Origin of the sequence: Amycolatopsis thermoflava N1165 (assembly GCF_000473265.1) — a bacterium.
Classification (GTDB): domain Bacteria; phylum Actinomycetota; class Actinomycetes; order Mycobacteriales; family Pseudonocardiaceae; genus Amycolatopsis_E; species Amycolatopsis_E thermoflava.
The window spans coordinates 3,451,180-3,467,906 of sequence record NZ_KI421511.1 but is presented as its reverse complement, the minus strand read 5'-3'; the positions used below and the strand labels follow the sequence as shown (position 1 = coordinate 3,467,906).

The window sequence follows — 16,727 nt, the reverse complement described above, 5'->3', positions numbered from 1 at the left end:
CGAACCGTCCCGTATCCTGCGCCCGTGACCGGCGGAATCGACGAGGCGTCGCGGGTGCCCGGATCAGTGGCCGAACGGGCGCGGGCCGCGTTGCGGTCCCTGCCGCCGAGCGAGGCGCGGGCCGCGCAGGTGCTGCTGGCACGCGGGTCCGACGTGGTGCGGATGTCGGTCAGCGAGATCGCCGCCGCCGCGGGCACCGGGGTCGGGACCGTGGTGCGGGCGTGCCAGAGCCTGGGGTTCAAGGGCTTCCAGGACGCGAAGATCGCGCTCGCGCAGGACCTCGCACCGCTGGTCGGGGACCGGTCGCCGGAGCACATCGACCGCGGCGATTCTCCCGCCGAGGTGCTGGCGAAGCTGGCCGCGAGCAGTGCCGACGCACTGCAACGCGCCAGGTCGAGCGTGGACGCGGCGGCGCTGGAGCGGGCGGTCAGGTTGCTGACCGCGGCGCCACGGGTGCTGGTGCTCGGGGTCGGGACGAGCGCGCCGCTCGCGCAGGACGCCGCCTACCGGCTGCTGACGCTGGGCATCGCGGCCGAGGCCCCGGCCGACGTGCACGTCCAGCATGTGCGCGCGGGATTGCTGCGGCCGGGGGACGTGGTGGTGGCGGTGAGCCACACCGGAGCGACCCGGGAGACGGTGAGCGCGGCCCGGCGGGCGAAGGAGTCGGGCGCGGCGGTGGTCGCGGTGACCAGCTTCGCGACGACGCCGCTGACGGAGGTCGCCGACGCCGCCCTGGTCGCCGGGGGACTCGAGACGAGGTACCGCGTGGAGGCGATGACGAGCAGGCTGGCGCACCTGGTGGTGCTGGACGCGTTGTTCGTGAGCCTGCTGCTCGCGGAGCCCGGGCGGTCGGCGGAGGCGCAGGCTTTGGTGGCCGACGTGCTGAGCGAGCACCGCTACTGAGGCAGCCGCCTGGCTCGTGGTGCTGGACCGCGCCGAGAAGGTGGTGGGCACCAGCTGGTGGTGCTGGACGGGTTGTTCGTGAGTCCGCTGCTCGCGGAGCTCGGCCGCTCGGCGGAGGCGCAGGCTTTGGTGGCGGACGTGCTGAGCGAGCACCGGTTCTGAGGCACCGCCCGGCTCGGGGTGCTCCTGGACTGCGTCGAGGGAGCGCGCCGGCGTCAGGCGCCGTGGCGGGTGGAGGCTCGCACCACCAGTTCGGGTGTGAACACGACCTGCTGGTGCTCGTGCCCGGGGTCGGTCGTCTCCTGCAGCAGCAGCTCCGCGGCTGTCCGGCCGAGTTGGCGGCGGGGCTGCCGCACCGAAGTCAGCGGCACGGCGGCCGCCGCGGCGAAGTCGATGTCGTCGTACCCCACGATCGCCAGGTCGTCCGGCACCCGCAGCCGCAGGCTGACACACGTCTGCAGCAACCCCAAAGCCAGCAGATCATTGGCGCAGAACGCGGCCGTCGGGCGCAGTGACGACGGCAGCCCGGCCAGGCGCTGCCCGGCGGTCCGGCCCTCCGCCACCGTCAACGCCGACGTGGTCAGGTCGACCAGGTCCGCCGGCCCCAGCCCGGCCTCCTTCATCGCCCGCAGCGCGCCCTCCCGCCGGTCGCGCACCTGCCCGAGCGAATCGGGGCCGCCGATGAACGCCACCCGCCGGTGCCCCAGCTCCAGCAGGTGCTGCACCGCGAGCCGCCCGCCCAGCACATCGTCCACGGCCACCGAGCAGTGGTCGCCCGACTGCCCGGTCCGGTCCACGATCACCAGCGGGATCCCGTGCGCGGCCGTCTCCGCGAGCACCGGGGCGTCCGGGTCGACCGGCGTGATCAGGATGCCCTGCACCCGCTGCTGCTCCAGCCGGCTCAGGTAGTCGCGCTCGCGCTCGGCGCGGTTCGCGCTGTTGCACAGGAACAACGACAGATCGGCTTCGTCGGCCGCGTCCTCCACACCCTCGGCCACGTCGGTGAAGAACGGGTTGCTCCCGTCGAGCATCACGTACGCCAGGATCCGGCTGCGCCCCGCCCGCAGCTGCCGCGCCGTCTCGTTGCGCACGAACTTCAGCTCGGCCATCGCCGCCTCGACCTTCGCGCGCGTGCGCGGGCTGACGCGGTCCGGCCGGTTGAGCACGTTCGACACGGTCCCCAGTGACACGCCTGCCGCCGCCGCGACGTCCTTGATCCCCGCCGCCCGAGGCTCCGGAACAGCGGCCCCATCCGTGGTCGTGCGCGCCACGTGACCCTCCCGTTGAAACGTGTAACAAGCACTGATGTTATCGGATCGCGACCGGGAAAACCTGCCTGAACTGGGCCAAAAACTTGTCGTTGACTTCGTGATCCAGCGCATAGTAGCGTCAGCGCGCCAGGTTTGTGAAACCTTTCATTTCGGAGGTCGCGATGGTGCGGCAGGACCAGGGCGCGGTGCCCTTGCTGGAGGTCCGCGGCGTCACGAAGTCGTTCGGCGCGGTGGCCGCCGTGCAGGGGGTGTCGTTCCCCCTCCACTCCGGCGAGGCCCACGCGCTGGTGGGTGAGAACGGCGCGGGCAAGTCGACCATCGTCAAGATGCTCGCCGGGGTCCACCGCCCGGACACCGGAACGCTGCTGGTCGACGGCCAGCCCGTCGAGTTCTCCTCCCCGGCCGACGCCAAGGCCGCCGGGATCGCGGTGATCTACCAGGAGCCCACGCTGTTCCCCGACCTCACGGTCGAGGAGAACATCGTGATGGGCCGCCACCCGCGCAAGCGGCTGGGCATGATCGACCGCGGCGCGATCCGGGCCGAGGCGGAGAAGCTGTTCGCCCGCCTCGGCGTGCGGATCGACCCGGGCCGCCCGGCCCGCGGCCTGTCGATCGCCGACCAGCAGATCGTCGAGATCGCCAAGGCGCTGTCCGCCGACGCCCGCGTGCTGATCATGGACGAGCCGACCGCGGCGCTGTCGCTGGTCGAGGTCGAGCGCCTGTTCTCGGTCGCGCGCAACCTGCGTGACGAGGGCGCGGCGATCATGTTCATCTCGCACCGCTTCGAGGAGATCACCGAGCTGTGCCAGCGCGTGACGATCATGCGCGACGGCAAGCACGTCTCCACCGACCCGATGGACGACCTGACCGTCGACGAGATGGTCCGCCGCATGGTCGGCCGCGAGCTGGACGCGTTGTTCCCCAAGCAGGACGTCACCCCGGGCGAGGTCGTGCTCGAGGTCGAGGGCCTGTCCCGCGAGGGCGTCTTCCGGGACGTCTCGTTCCAGGTCCGGGCGGGCGAGATCGTCGCGTTCGCCGGTCTGGTCGGCAGTGGACGGTCCGAAGTGGTCCAGGCGGTGTTCGGAGTGGACGAACGCGACGCGGGAACCGTGAAGCTGCGCGGGAAGAAGCTCAAGCCGGGCTCGCCGCGCGCCGCGATGGCCGCGGGCATGGCCCTGGTGCCGGAGGACCGGCGCCAGCAGGGCCTGGTCATGGACCTCTCCATCGAGCGGAACGTGACCCTGCCGCGCTCGGGCGCGCTGGCGAAGCTGGGTTTCCTGTTCGGCGGCGGCGAGCGCCGGGAAGCCCTGCGCTGGACCGAGCGCCTGCAGACCAAGTACGGCCGGCTCAGCGACGCCGTCGGCACGCTGTCCGGCGGGAACCAGCAGAAGGTCGTGCTGGCCAAGTGGCTGTCGATGGCGCCGAGCGTGCTGATCGTCGACGAGCCGACGCGCGGCATCGACGTCGGCACGAAGGCCGAGGTGCACCGGCTGATGTCATCGCTGGCCGCGGAGGGCGTCGCCGTGATCATGGTGTCGTCCGAGCTGCCCGAGGTGCTCGGCATGGCCGACCGCGTGCTGGTGATGCGCGAGGGACGGATCGTCGCGGAGATCGGCCGCGAGGACGCGAGTGAGGACTCGGTGATGTTCGCAGCGATGGGTCAGGGAGCGGCGGCGTGAACGCGACGAAGGTGGTGGCTCCCACGACGACGAGCCGGTCGGTGTCCCGGAAGTTCTCCCTCGGCGGCCTGTTCAAGGCGCGCGAGGCCGGCATCGTCCTCGCGTTGATCGCGCTGGTGGCGTTCACCGCGACGCAGAACTCGCGGTTCCTGTCCGCGCAGAGCATCCGCGACATCCTGCTCGGCACCGCGATCCTGGCCGTGCTCGCGGTCGGCCAGGCGACGGTGATGATCACCCGCAACATCGACCTGTCGGTCGGGTCGGTGCTCGGCCTGTCCGCGTTCGCGGTCGGCTCGCTGTTGCAGGCCAACCAGGGCATGCCGGTGATCGTCGCGCTGGTCGTCGGCGTCGCGGTCGGCGCCGCTTGCGGTGTCGTCAACGGGTTCCTGGTCCGGTTCGGCCAGGTGCCCGCGCTGGTGGTCACCCTCGGCACGCTCTACGCCTTCCGCGGCGCGGCCTACTTCTGGGCGGGCGGCGAGCAGATCAACGCCGACGAGCTGCCCGGGCACTTCCTGAAGTTCGGCAACTCCTCGATCCTGGGCATCCCGTGGCTGGTGCTGATCGCGGTGATCGTGCTGGTCGTGGCCGGGATCGTGCTGCGCAACTACCGCGCCGGCCGCGAGCTGTACGCGATGGGGTCGAGCCCGCAGGCCGCCGAGCTGGCCGGTATCAAGGTCGGCCGCAACACGATCGCCGCGTTCCTGGTCAGCGGCGCGCTGGCCGGTGTCGCCGGTGTCCTGTTCGCCGCGCGCTTCGGCACGATCGACGCCGCCGCGGGCAACGGTTACGAGCTGAACGTGGTCGCCGCCGCGGTGGTCGGCGGGGTCGCGGTGTTCGGTGGCAGCGGCACGGTGTGGGGCGCGGGCCTCGGCGCCCTGCTGCTCACCGTCATCGGCAGCTCCCTGGCGGTCCTCGACATCAACCAGTTCTGGCAGCAGGCCATCGTCGGCGCGCTGATCCTGCTCGCGATCGGGGCCGACCGCCTCGTCGCGGTGCGGGTGGCCAAGTCACTGAAGAAGAGGGATTCCCATGTCTGACAAGCGGCCGGCCTGGCTGTCCCGCCTGGCGAGCTGGGACGCCGCCGTCATCGTGATCACGGTGCTGGTGCTGCTCATCGCCTCCGGCGTGGTGGAGAACTTCGGCAGCAGCCGCAACTTCACCTTCCTGCTGCTGGACCTGTTGCCGATCGCGCTGATCGCGCTGCCGATGACGTTCGTGATCGTGACCGGCGAAATCGACCTGTCGGTGGCGAGCACGCTCGGCCTCACCTCGGCCGTGATGGGTGACCTGTGGAACCGCGGCCTGCCCATCGAGACGATCATCCCGCTGTGCCTGGTGCTCGGCGCCGTCCTGGGCGCGCTCAACGGGTTCTTCGTGACCGTGCTGAAACTGCCGTCGCTGGCGGTCACCATCGGCACGCTCGCGCTCTACCGCGGCCTGGCGTTCGTGGTGCTCGGTGACGGCGCGGTGGCCGACTTCCCGCGCGCCTACACCTCGTGGGTGACCGGCACGATCGGCGACGGCCCGATCCCGAACATGCTGATCCCGCTGGTGGTGCTGGCCGTGGTGTTCGGCCTGGTGCTGCACGCGACCCCGGTCGGCCGGTCGGTGTTCGCGGCCGGCGCCAGCGAGCAGGCCGCGCGTTTCGCCGGCATCCGCGTCGCCCGGCTGAAGTTCTGGCTCTACGTCGTCAGCGGTCTCGTCGCCGGCCTGGCCGGGGTGCTGTGGACGCTGCGCTACTCCAGCGCCCGCGCCGACAACGGCCTCGGCATGGAACTCGCCGTCGTGGCGGCGGTCCTGCTCGGCGGTGTGTCCATCTTCGGCGGCAAGGGCACCCTGCCGGGTGTGCTCGCCGGCGTGGTCCTGCTGGCCACGCTGCAGAACGCGCTGCGGCTGCAGGACGTGTCGAACGAGGCGCTCAACATCGTCACCGGGGTGCTGCTGATCATCTCGGTGCTCCTGCCCAACATCGTGATCAGGTTCCGGGCTGCGCTGCGGCGCCGGGCGACCACATAGAAAGGCGAAACGCCCATGAAGAGACGACTCCTCGCCGGTGCGGTGTCGGCAGCACTCGTGCTGACGGTGTCCGCGTGCGGTGGCACCACGAAGAACGACAGCAGCTCGTCCGGCGGCGGTGGCGCCCAGTCGACGGCGCAGGCCGACCCGAACGCCGCCACCAAGGAAGGCGTCAAGATGGCCTTCCTGCCCAAGCAGCTCAACAACCCGTACTCGGACATCGAGGTGGGTGGCGGCAAGACCGCGCTGGACGAGCTCAAGGGCGAGTACAAGCTCGTCGGCCCGAACGACGCCAGCGCGTCCTCGCAGGTCAGCTACATCAACACGTTGATCCAGCAGCAGCAGGACGTCATCGGCATCGCCGCGAACGACCCGAACGCGGTGTGCCCGTCGCTGAACCAGGCGCGCAGCTCCGGCATCAAGGTCGTGGCGTTCGACTCCGACGCGGCCAAGGACTGCCGCGACGTGTTCATCAACCAGGCCACCACCGAGGGCATCGGCGAGCAGCTGGCGAAGATGGCCAGCGAGCTGGCCGGCGGCTCGGGTGAGATCGCCATCCTGTCGGCGACCCCGAACGCCACCAACCAGAACGCCTGGATCGAGGTGTTCAAGCAGCAGCTGACCAAGCCCGAGTACGCGAACCTGAAGCTGGTGAAGGTCGCCTACGGCAACGACGACGACCAGAAGTCGTTCCAGGAGGCCCAGGGCCTGCTGCAGTCCTACCCGAACCTGAAGGCCATCGTCGCGCCGACCACCGTCGGCATCGCCGCGGCCGCCCGCTACATCAGCTCCTCCAGCTACAAGGGCAAGGTCGCGGTGACCGGCCTCGGCACGCCGAACCAGATGCGCGAGTACATCAAGGACGGCACGGTCACCAAGTTCGCGCTGTGGAACCCGGCCGACATCGGCTACCTGGCCGCCTACGCGGGTGTGGCACTGGCCTCCGGCCAGATCACCGGCGTCGAGGGCCAGAAGTTCAAGGCGGGCAAGCTCGGCGAGTACACGATCGGCAAGGACGGCGAGATCGTCCTCGGCCCGCCGACGGTGTTCGACGCGAGCAACATCGACCAGTACAACTTCTGACAGTCTCCCGGCCGGGCCGCACCGGCGGCCCGGCCGGGGCTCCACCGAGGACGGATCGTGGCCCGATACTGCTTCTGCCTGCAGGTGAAGCCTGACCGGATGGCCGAATACGCCGAGCGGCACCGTGCCGTGTGGCCGGAGATGCGGCAGGCGCTGACCGACACCGGATGGCGCAACTACTCGCTGTTCCTCCGGGACGACGGCCTGCTGATCGGCTACGTCGAGGCCGACGACCTCGAAGCCGCGCAGGCGGCCATGGCCCGCACCGAGGTCAACGCCCGCTGGCAGGCCGAGATGGCCGAATTCTTCACGGGCCTGGACGGGCGCGGCCCCGACGAGGGGTTCCAGTTGCTCACCGAGGTCTTCCACCTGGAAGGAAAGTGATCCTGTTGTCCGACCTGACCGCCGTGAAAGCAGCCCTGCGCGCTCAGCGGATCGAGACGCCTTCGTGGGCCTACGCCAACTCCGGCACCCGCTTCAAGGTGTTCCCGCAGCCCGGGGTTCCCCGCACGCCGGAGGAGAAGATCGCCGACGCGGCGAAGGTGCACGAGCTGACCGGCATCGCGCCGAGCGTGGCGCTGCACATCCCGTGGGACCGGGTCGACGACTACGGCGCCCTCACCAAGTACGCGCACGACCTCGGCATCGAGATCGGCGCCATCAACACCAACGTCTTCCAGGACGAGGACTACAAGCTCGGCTCGGTCACCAACCCCGACCCGCGGATCCGCCGCAAGGCCACCGACCACCTGCTCGAGGCGATCGACATCATGGACGCCACGGGCAGCAAGGACCTGAAGTTCTGGTTCTCCGACGGCATCAACTACCCGGGCCAGGACGATCTGCGCTCCCGGCAGGACCGGCTGGCCGCGGCGCTGCGCGAGGCCTACGACCGGCTCGGCGACGACCAGCGGATCCTGCTGGAGTACAAGCTGTTCGAGCCCGCCTTCTACGCCACCGATGTGCCGGACTGGGGCACCTCGTACGCGCACTGCGTCGAGCTCGGCCCGAAAGCGACGGTGTGCATCGACACCGGCCACCACGCGCCGGGCACCAACATCGAGTTCATCGTCGCGTTCCTGCTGCGCCAGGGCAAGCTCGGCGCGTTCGACTTCAACTCGCGCTTCTACGCCGACGACGACCTGATGGCAGGCGCCGCCGACCCGTTCCAGCTGTTCCGCATCATGTGGGAGATCGTGCGGGCCGACGCGCTGGACCCGTCCTACGGTATCAACTTCATGCTCGACCAGTGCCACAACATCGAGGCGAAGATCCCGGCGATCATCCGCTCGGTGCTCAACGTGCAGGAGGCCACCGCGAAGGCCCTGCTGGTCGACAAGGAGGCCCTGTTCGCCGCGCAGCAGAACGGGGACGTGCTCGGCGCCAACGCCGTGCTGATGGACGCCTACAACACCGACGTGCGGCCGCTGCTGGCCGAGCTGCGCGAGGAGGCCGGGCTGGACCCGGACCCGATCGCCGCCTACCACCGCAGCGGTTACCAGGAAAAGATCGTCGCCGAACGAGCCGACGGCCGGCAGGCCGGTTGGGGAGCCTGAACCACCATGACGAACAATCCCGCCGCCGAACTCATCCAGCGCAGCAACGCCCTCGGCGCCGACCCGCGCAACACCAACTACGCAGGTGGCAACACCTCGGCCAAGGGCAGCGAGACCGACCCGGTCACCGGGCAGCCGACGGAACTGCTGTGGGTCAAGGGATCCGGGGGTGACCTCGGCACGCTGACCGAGGCCGGGCTGGCCGTGCTGCGGCTGGACCGCCTGCGCGCGCTGGTCGACGTCTACCCGGGCGTCGAGCGCGAGGACGAGATGGTCGCCGCGTTCGACTACTGCCTGCACGGCCGCGGCGGCGCCGCGCCGTCGATCGACACCGCGATGCACGGTCTGGTCGAGGCCACGCACGTGGACCACCTGCACCCGGACTCGGGCATCGCGCTCGCCACGGCCGCCGACGGACCCGCGCTGACCAAGGAGTGCTTCGGCGACCGCGTGGTGTGGGTGGACTGGCGCCGCCCGGGGTTCCAGCTGGGCCTGGACATCGCCGCGGTGAAGAAGGCCAACCCGCAGGCGATCGGCGTGATCCTGGGCGGGCACGGCATCACGGCGTGGGGTGAGACTTCGGAGGAGTGCCGGCGGAACTCGCTGGAGATCATCCGGACCGCGGAGAAGTTCCTCGCCGAGCGGGGGTCCGCGGAGCCCTTCGGTGCCGTGGTGCCGGGCTTCGAGCCGTTGCCGGAGGAGGAGCGCCGGAAGCGCGCCGCGGCATTGGCGCCGGTGATCCGCGGGCTGGCGTCGACCGACCAGCGCCAGGTGGGCCACTACAACGACAGCGACGTGGTGCTGGAGTTCCTGTCGCGGGAGAAGCTGCAGCCGCTGGCCGCGCTCGGCACCTCGTGCCCGGACCACTTCCTGCGCACCAAGGTCCGCCCGCTCGTGGTCGACCTGCCCGCGACCGCGCCGCTGGAGGACGTCGTCGCGCGCCTGAAGGAACTGCACGAGGCCTACCGCGCGGACTACCGCGCCTACTACGAGCGGCACGCGACCCCGGACAGCCCGGCGATGCGCGGCGCGGACCCGGCGATCGTGCTCGTGCCCGGTGTCGGCATGTTCTCCTTCGGCAAGGACAAGCAGACCGCGCGCGTGGCGGGCGAGTTCTACGTCAACGCGATCAACGTGATGCGCGGCGCCGAGGCGGTCTCCCGCTACGCGCCGATCCCGGAGAGCGAGAAGTTCCGCATCGAGTACTGGGCGCTGGAGGAGGCCAAGCTCCAGCGCATGCCGAAGCCGAAGCCGCTGGCCGGGCGCGTCGCGCTGGTCACCGGCGCCGGTTCGGGCATCGGCCGCGCCATCGCCGAACGGCTCGCCGCCGAGGGCGCGTGCGTGGCGATCGCGGACCTGAACGGCGATGCCGCCGAGGAGGTCGCGCGCTCCATCGGGAACACCGACAAGGCGGTTTCGGTGGTCGCGAACGTCGTCGACGCCGAAGCGGTCGCCGCCGCGGTGGACGCGACCGTGCTGGCGTTCGGCGGCATCGACCTGGTGGTCAACAACGCCGGCCTGTCGATCTCGAAGCCGCTGCTGGAGACCACCGAGAAGGACTGGGACCTCCAGCACGACGTGATGGCCAAGGGCTCGTTCCTGGTCTCGCAGGCCGCGGCGAAGGCGATGATCGCGCAGGGACTCGGCGGCGACATCGTCTACATCTCGTCGAAGAACTCGGTGTTCGCCGGCCCCAACAACGTCGCCTACGGCGCGGCCAAGGCCGACCAGGCGCACCAGGTCCGGCTGCTGGCCGCGGAACTCGGCGAGCACGGCATCCGGGTCAACGGCGTCAACCCCGACGGCGTCGTGCGCGGCTCGGGCATCTTCGCGGGCGGCTGGGGCGCGCAGCGCGCCGCGGTCTACGGCGTGCCGGAGGAGGACCTGGGCAAGTTCTACGCCCAGCGCACCATCCTCAAGCGCGAGGTCCTGCCCGAGCACGTGGCCGCGGCGGTGTTCGCGCTCACCGGCGGCGACCTGACGCACACGACCGGCCTGCACGTGCCCGTGGACGCGGGTGTCGCGGCCGCTTTCCTCCGTTGATGTAGGAAGGACTCGAGTGATGAACCTGGAGCGGATCACCCCGAGGCGCACCCGCGTCGGCCTCGTCGCAGGCGGGCTCGGGGCGTACTGGCCACAGTTCCCGGAGCTGCTGCCGCAACTCCAGGCCTCCGCCCGGCGGGTGGCCGAACGACTGTCCGGAATGGACTGCGAGGTGGTGGACGCCGGGTTCGTCTCGGACGAGCGGGAGGGCGCGGCCGCCGCGGAGAAGCTGCGGGTCGCCGACTGCGACCTGATCATCGGCTTCCTCACCACCTACCTGACGTCCAGCATGCTCGCGCCGGTCGCGCAGCGCAGCGGATCGCCGGTGCTGCTGCTCAACCTGCAGCCCACCGAGGCGATGGACCACGCGAACTTCGACACCGGCGCCTGGCTCGCCTACTGCGGCGCCTGCCCGTTGCCGGAGATGGCCAACGCCTTCCGCCGCGTCGGCGTCGAGTTCCGGTCGGTGTCCGGGTACCTGGAGGACGAGCGGGCCTGGACCCGCATCGAGCGCTGGATCAAGGCCGCCGGGGTGCGCGCCGCGTTCCGGCACGGGCGGCACGGCCTGCTCGGCCACCTCTACCCGGGCATGATGGACGTCTCCACCGATCCGACGCTGGTGACCGCGCAGCTCGGCGGGCACGTGGAGATCCTGGAGATCGACGACCTGCGGGTGCGGGTCGAGAAGGTCACCGACGACGAGACCGCCGCCCGGATGGATCTCGCGCGGAAGGTGTTCGACCTGGACGATTCGGTCGTCGAGGAGGACTTCGCGTGGGGCGCCCGCGTCTCGGTGGCGCTGGACCGGCTGGTCGAGGACTTCTCCCTGGACACGCTGGCCTACTACCACCGCGGCCTGGACGGCGAGACCCACGAGCGGGTCGGCGCCGGGTTCATCCTCGGCGCGTCGCTGCTCACCGCGCGCGGCATCCCGGCGGCGGGGGAGTTCGAGCTGCGCAACTCGCTGGCCATGCTGGTGATGGACCGGCTCGGCGCGGGCGGCTCGTTCACCGAGCTGCAGGCGCTGAACTTCCGGGACAACGTGGTCGAAATGGGCCACGACGGCCCGGCGCACCTGGCGATCAGCGCGCGGCGGCCGTTGCTGCGCGGGCTCGGCGTCTACCACGGCAAGCGTGGCTGGGGCGTGTCCGTCGAGTTCGACGTCAAGCACGGCCCGGTGACGCTGCTCGGCCTCGGCCAGGAACGCGACGGGCGGTTCACGCTCGTCGCGTCCGAGGGCGAGGTCGTGCCCGGCCCGCTGCTGGAGATCGGCAACACCACCTCCCGCGTGGACTTCGGCGGCAACCCCGGCGAGTGGACCGACGCGTGGTCGGCCGCCGGCGTCAACCACCACTGGGCGCTGGGCACCGGGCACCGCGTCGCGGAGCTGGAGGCGGTGGCCGACCTGCTCGGTCTCGAACTGCGCGTGGTGCGGGTGTGATGCGACTGGCGGCGGTCGACCTGGGCGCCTCCAGCGGGCGCGTCATGGCGGGGACGGTGGGGCCCGGTGTGCTGTCGGTGGCGGAGGTGCACCGATTCCCCAACGGCGGCGTCCGGGTCGCCCACGCGGGTGGATCGACCCTGCACTGGGACATCCTCGGCCTCTACCGCGAGCTGCTGACCGGGGTGCAGGCCGCGCACAAGGCCGGTGCGCTGGACGGTCTCGGCATAGACTCCTGGGCCGTGGACTACGGGTTGCTCGACGCCTCCGGGGCGCTGCTGGGCAACCCGGTCAACTACCGCGACGCGCGCACCGAAGGCGTGGCCGAGCGGGTCCTGGAGTCCGTGCCGGCGCGGGAGCTGTTCGACGTCACCGGGCTACAGCAGCTGCCGTTCAACACGCTCTACCAGCTGCTGGCCGAGCGTGACCTGAGCGCGGCCGAGACCATGCTGCTCATCCCGGACCTGCTGAACTACTGGCTGACCGGGGTGCGCGGCGCCGAGCGCACCAACGCCTCCACCACGCAGCTCTACGACGTGCGGTCGCGGGAGTGGGCGGTGGAGCTGGCTACGCGCGTCGGCATCCCGCCGCGGTTGCTGCCGCCGTTGCGCGACCCGGGCACGGTGATCGGCACGCTGCTGCCGGACCTGGCCGCCGAGCTGGCGCTGCCGGAGCTGCCGGTGGTCGCGGTCGGCTCGCACGACACCGCGTCCGCGGTGGTCGGGGTGCCCGCCGAGCCGGGCACGAACTTCGCCTACATCTCCTCGGGCACCTGGTCGCTGGTCGGACTGGAGCTCGACGAGCCGGAGCTGGGCGACGCCGCGCTGGCGGCCAACTTCACGAACGAAGGCGGTGTCGACGGCACGATCCGGTTCCTGCGGAACGTGATGGGCCTGTGGGTGCTGTCCGAGTCGCTGCGCACGTGGGAGGCGCAGGGCACGCCGGTCGCGTTGCCGTCGGTGCTGGCGCAGGCCGCGGAGGTGCCTGCGTTGTCGGCCGTCGTGGACATCGACGCGCCGGTGTTCCTGCCGCCGGGCGACATGCCGTCCCGCATCCGGCAGGCCTGCGCCGAAACCGGCCAGCGGGTCCCGGCGACGCCGGGGGAGATCGTCCGGTGCGTGTTGGACAGCCTCGCGCTGGCCTATCGTCGGACCGTGCGCCAGGCATCGGAGCTGACCGGACGGCCGGTCGACGTCGTCCACGTGGTCGGCGGCGGGGTCCGCAACGAACTGCTGTGCCAGCTCACCGCGGACGCCTGCGGCGTGCCGGTGCTGGCCGGGCCGGTCGAGGCCGCGGCGCTGGGCAACGTGCTCGTGCAGGCCCGCGCGCTGGGCGCGGACCTGCCGGACCTGGCCGCGATGCGGGCGCTGATCCGGGACACGCACGAGCTGCGCCGCTACGAACCGTCCGGCCGCGAGGCCGACTGGGCGCGGGCGGCCGCGCGGATCGATCCGAAGGTGGTGGCATGAAGGTCGCCGTGCAGGTCACCTGCATCAACGACGCGATGTTCCCGGACACCGGCAAGGCGGTGTTCACGCTGCTGCGGCGGCTCGGCGTGCAGGCGGACTTCCCGGCCGCGCAGACGTGCTGCGCGCAGCCCATGGTCAACACCGGCTACCTCGACGAGGCCGTGCCGGTGGTGCGCAACTTCGTCGACGCGTTCGCCGGGTACGACGCGATCGTGACCCCGTCCGGTTCGTGCGCGGGATCGGTGCGGCACCAGCACTCGATCGTCGCCCGGCGCAGCGGGGACGACCGGTTGGCCGCGGCTGTCGCGGAGACCTCGCCGAAGGTGTACGAGCTGACCGAGTTCCTGGTCGACGTGCTCGGCGTGACCGACGTCGGGGCGTACTTCCCGCACCGCGTCACCTACCACCCGACCTGCCACTCGCTGCGGATGCTCGGCGTCGGCGACCGGCCGCTGCGGCTGCTGCGCGAGGTGCGCGGGCTGGACCTGGTGGAGCTGCCGGCCGCGGACGAGTGCTGCGGCTTCGGCGGCACGTTCGCGGTGAAGAACGCGGAGACCTCGACCGCGATGGGCGCGGACAAGGCGCGGCACGTGCTGGACACCGGCGCCGAGGTGCTGGTGGCCGGGGACAACTCGTGCCTGCTGCACATCGGCGGGCTGCTGTCACGGCAGCGCACCGGGGTGCGCGTGATGCACCTGGCCGAGGTTCTCGCCGGAACGGAGGAAGCATGAGCGCCACTTTCGTTGGTATGCCTGCCTTTCCGGCGGCGGCGCGGGAGGCGTTGTCGGACACGCAGTTGCGCCGCAACCTGGCGCACGCGACCGGCACGATCCGCGCCAAGCGCGCCGCGGTCGTCGGGGAGGTCGACGAGTGGGAGGAGCTGCGCATGGCCGGCGCGGCGATCAAGGACAACACGCTGCGCCACCTCGACGAGCACCTGCTGCGGCTGGAGAAGTCCCTGACCGACCGGGGCGCGACCGTGCACTGGGCGCGGGACGCCGCCGAGGCGTGCGAGATCGTCGCGTCGATCGCGAAGCAGCACGCCGTCGACGAGGTCGTCAAGGTCAAGTCCATGGCAACGCAGGAGATCGGGCTCAACGAGGCGCTCGCCACGCAGGGCATCACCGCCTGGGAGACCGACCTGGCCGAGCTGATCGTGCAGCTCGGCGACGACCTGCCCTCGCACATCCTGGTGCCCGCGATCCACCGCAACCGCGCGGAGATCCGGGAGATCTTCCGCGACAAGATGGCCGCCGCCGGACGCCCGGCGCCCGACGACCTGTCGGACCGGCCGGCGGAGCTGGCCGGAGCGGCGCGGCTGCACCTGCGGGAGAAGTTCCTGCGGGCGCGCATGGCGGTGTCCGGGGCGAACTTCGCGGTCGCCGAGACCGGGACGCTGGTCGTCGTCGAGTCCGAGGGCAACGGGCGGATGTGCCTGACGCTGCCCGAGGTGCTGGTGTCGGTGGTCGGGATCGAGAAGATCGTGCCGACCTGGTCCGATCTGGACGTGTTCCTGCAACTGCTGCCGCGGTCGAGCACGGGGGAGCGGATGAACCCCTACACCTCGACGTGGTCCGGCGCGACCGAGGGCCAGGAGGCGCACGTCGTGCTGCTGGACAACGGCCGCACCCGCGCGCTGGCCGACGAGGTGGGGCGGCAGGCGCTGCGCTGCATCCGGTGCTCGGCCTGCCTGAACGTGTGCCCGGTGTACGAGCGCACCGGCGGGCACGCGTACGGCTCGGTGTACCCGGGGCCGATCGGGGCGATCCTGAACCCGCTGCTGCGCGGCACCGGCGTCGACGACCAGGTGGACTCGCTGCCGTACGCGTCCAGCCTGTGCGGCGCGTGTTTCGAGGCGTGCCCGGTGCGGATCGACATCCCCGAGGTGCTGGTGCACCTGCGGTCCAAAGTGGTCGATGCGCACCGGTCGGCGCCGAAGGCCGAGGCGGTGGCGATGAAGTCGGCGTCCTGGGTGCTGGCGGATTCGAAGCGCCTGGGTCTGGCCGAGCGCGGTATGGGTCTCGCGGGCCGGTTGCTCGGGCGGTTCGGGCGCAAGGTGATGCCCGGCGGGCGGCGCGCGCTGGGCCGGTTGCCGTGGCCGGGTTCGTTGTGGAGCAACGCGCGGGACGTGCCGGCGCCGCCGGCGGAGTCGTTCCGCGCGTGGTGGCGCCGGGAGGGACGTCGATGAGCGCGCGGGAGGAGATCCTCGGCCGGGTGCGGTCCGCGCTGGCCGCGGCGGACCCGTCGCTGGCGCCGGTGCCGCGCGGCTACCGTTCGGTGGTGCCGGCGGGCGATGTGGTGGAGTTGTTCGCCGAGCGGCTGGTCGACTACCGGGCCGAGCTGACGCGGTGCACGGCGGACACGCTGCCCGCGGCGCTGGCGTCAGCGCTCGGCGACGCGGGTTCCGTGCTGGTGCCGGACGGTTTCCCCTGGGAGGTGCCGGGTGGCGTCCCGGACACCGGGCAGTCCGCGGCGGAGCTGGACCGGCTGGACGCGGTGGTGACGCTGGCGGCGCTGGCGATCGCGACGACGGGCACGATCGTGCTGGACCACGGGCCGGGGCAAGGGCGCCGGGCGGTGAGCCTGGTGCCGGACCGGCACGTGTGCGTGCTGCGAACGGACCAAATCGTGCCCGGCGTGCCGCAGGCCGTGGCTGCGCTGTCCCCGGACCGGCCGCAGACGTGGATCAGCGGCCCCAGCGCGACGAGCGACATCGAGCTGAACCGGGTCGAGGGCGTGCACGGGCCGCGCACGCTGCACGTGCTGCTGGTGTCGTCGTGACGACCGCGCAGCGCCCGGACACGTTGCCGCGGGCGGACCTGGAGCTGCTGGAACTGCTCGCGGACGGCCTCCCGCTGGACGCCATCGCCCGGCGCCTGGACCTGTCGGAGCGCACGGTTCGGCGGCGGTTGCGGGCAATCTGCGACCGGCTCGGCTTCACCGCCCCCATCCAGGCCGCGGTATGGGCCGCCCGGCGCGGATTGATTTGATCCGGCGCCGGGTGGCGAGAAATCGTCAATGGTGTATTAATTCTCCCGTAGAATAGCGGTGCGCGGGGAATCAGCGGTCGCTGACGCCGCCCGGGCTCTGGCATGACGTCGGCCGGTCCGCGGCGGGTCCGGTGCATTGGCCACTCTGACCGGCCCCGTTGCCACCGTTGGTCGGCGGGCTGGGCGCGGCGAAGGCAGGTGCGATGCCGCCGACCGAGGCGACGGCAGCGAGGGTGGCCGCCACAGCGGCGCGGCGCACGGTGCGTTTCGACATCG

15 protein-coding genes are annotated in these 16,727 nt (G+C 71.5%); 14 read left to right on the top strand and 1 reads right to left on the bottom strand.

Annotated elements, in window-relative coordinates; genetic code table 11:
• Positions 1–24 precede the first annotated feature (24 nt).
• Positions 25–903, top strand: a complete 879-nt coding sequence (locus AMYTH_RS0117245) for a MurR/RpiR family transcriptional regulator (protein WP_027931385.1) — start codon at positions 25–27, stop codon at positions 901–903.
• 215 nt (positions 904–1,118) lie between these two features.
• Here AMYTH_RS0117245 and AMYTH_RS0117235 read toward each other — a convergent pair whose 3' ends face one another.
• The gene (locus tag AMYTH_RS0117235; RefSeq protein WP_027931384.1) at positions 1,119–2,120 is read right to left on the bottom strand and encodes a LacI family DNA-binding transcriptional regulator; all 1,002 of its coding nucleotides are present in this window, start codon (positions 2,118–2,120) and stop codon (positions 1,119–1,121) included.
• A gap of 215 nt (positions 2,121–2,335) precedes the next feature.
• Here AMYTH_RS0117235 and AMYTH_RS0117230 point away from each other — a divergent pair, with 215 nt between their 5' ends.
• Genes AMYTH_RS0117230 through AMYTH_RS0117170 form a run of 13 tightly spaced genes read left to right on the top strand, consistent with a single transcriptional unit; the run spans position 2,336 to position 16,451 of the window.
• Entirely contained in the window at positions 2,336–3,853 is a 1,518-nt protein-coding gene (locus tag AMYTH_RS0117230; RefSeq protein WP_027931383.1) for a sugar ABC transporter ATP-binding protein, read from the top strand.
• On the top strand, positions 3,850–4,890 hold the full coding sequence (locus AMYTH_RS0117225) for an ABC transporter permease (RefSeq protein WP_027931382.1): 1,041 nt from the start codon (positions 3,850–3,852) through the stop codon (positions 4,888–4,890). The genes AMYTH_RS0117230 and AMYTH_RS0117225 overlap by 4 nt, the downstream gene beginning before the upstream one ends.
• Positions 4,883–5,869 (top strand): ABC transporter permease, encoded by a 987-nt coding sequence (locus AMYTH_RS0117220; protein WP_027931381.1) that lies wholly within the window; start codon positions 4,883–4,885, stop codon positions 5,867–5,869. Before AMYTH_RS0117225 ends, AMYTH_RS0117220 begins: the two co-directional genes overlap by 8 nt.
• A 15-nt stretch (positions 5,870–5,884) precedes the next feature.
• Positions 5,885–6,952, top strand: a complete 1,068-nt coding sequence (rhaS, locus tag AMYTH_RS0117215; RefSeq protein ID WP_027931380.1) for a rhamnose ABC transporter substrate-binding protein — start codon at positions 5,885–5,887, stop codon at positions 6,950–6,952.
• Between the two features lie 57 nt (positions 6,953–7,009).
• The gene (locus AMYTH_RS0117210; protein WP_026152999.1) at positions 7,010–7,336 is read left to right on the top strand and encodes an L-rhamnose mutarotase; all 327 of its coding nucleotides are present in this window, start codon (positions 7,010–7,012) and stop codon (positions 7,334–7,336) included.
• Positions 7,333–8,508 (top strand): L-rhamnose isomerase, encoded by a 1,176-nt coding sequence (gene rhaI / locus AMYTH_RS0117205; RefSeq protein WP_027931379.1) that lies wholly within the window; start codon positions 7,333–7,335, stop codon positions 8,506–8,508. Before AMYTH_RS0117210 ends, rhaI begins: the two co-directional genes overlap by 4 nt.
• Before the next feature lie 6 nt (positions 8,509–8,514).
• On the top strand, positions 8,515–10,551 hold the full coding sequence (locus AMYTH_RS0117200) for a bifunctional rhamnulose-1-phosphate aldolase/short-chain dehydrogenase (protein ID WP_027931378.1): 2,037 nt from the start codon (positions 8,515–8,517) through the stop codon (positions 10,549–10,551).
• A gap of 19 nt (positions 10,552–10,570) precedes the next feature.
• Positions 10,571–11,992 carry an L-fucose/L-arabinose isomerase family protein gene (locus AMYTH_RS0117195; protein ID WP_027931377.1) on the top strand — a complete coding sequence of 474 codons (1,422 nt, stop codon included), beginning with the start codon at positions 10,571–10,573 and terminating at the stop codon, positions 11,990–11,992.
• On the top strand, positions 11,992–13,461 hold the full coding sequence (locus AMYTH_RS0117190) for a rhamnulokinase (protein WP_209440865.1): 1,470 nt from the start codon (positions 11,992–11,994) through the stop codon (positions 13,459–13,461). Before AMYTH_RS0117195 ends, AMYTH_RS0117190 begins: the two co-directional genes overlap by 1 nt.
• A complete protein-coding gene (locus AMYTH_RS0117185) occupies positions 13,458–14,192 on the top strand; it encodes a (Fe-S)-binding protein (protein WP_027931375.1) in 735 nt (244 codons plus the stop codon). Before AMYTH_RS0117190 ends, AMYTH_RS0117185 begins: the two co-directional genes overlap by 4 nt.
• Positions 14,189–15,649: a lactate utilization protein B gene (locus AMYTH_RS0117180; protein WP_037322578.1), complete on the top strand. Its 1,461-nt coding sequence runs from the start codon at positions 14,189–14,191 to the stop codon at positions 15,647–15,649. Before AMYTH_RS0117185 ends, AMYTH_RS0117180 begins: the two co-directional genes overlap by 4 nt.
• The gene (locus tag AMYTH_RS0117175) at positions 15,646–16,242 is read left to right on the top strand and encodes a LutC/YkgG family protein (protein WP_027931373.1); all 597 of its coding nucleotides are present in this window, start codon (positions 15,646–15,648) and stop codon (positions 16,240–16,242) included. Before AMYTH_RS0117180 ends, AMYTH_RS0117175 begins: the two co-directional genes overlap by 4 nt.
• Positions 16,239–16,451, top strand: coding sequence for a helix-turn-helix domain-containing protein (locus tag AMYTH_RS0117170; protein ID WP_027931372.1), 213 nt, complete (start codon positions 16,239–16,241; stop codon positions 16,449–16,451). Before AMYTH_RS0117175 ends, AMYTH_RS0117170 begins: the two co-directional genes overlap by 4 nt.
• Positions 16,452–16,727: the final 276 nt, after the last annotated feature.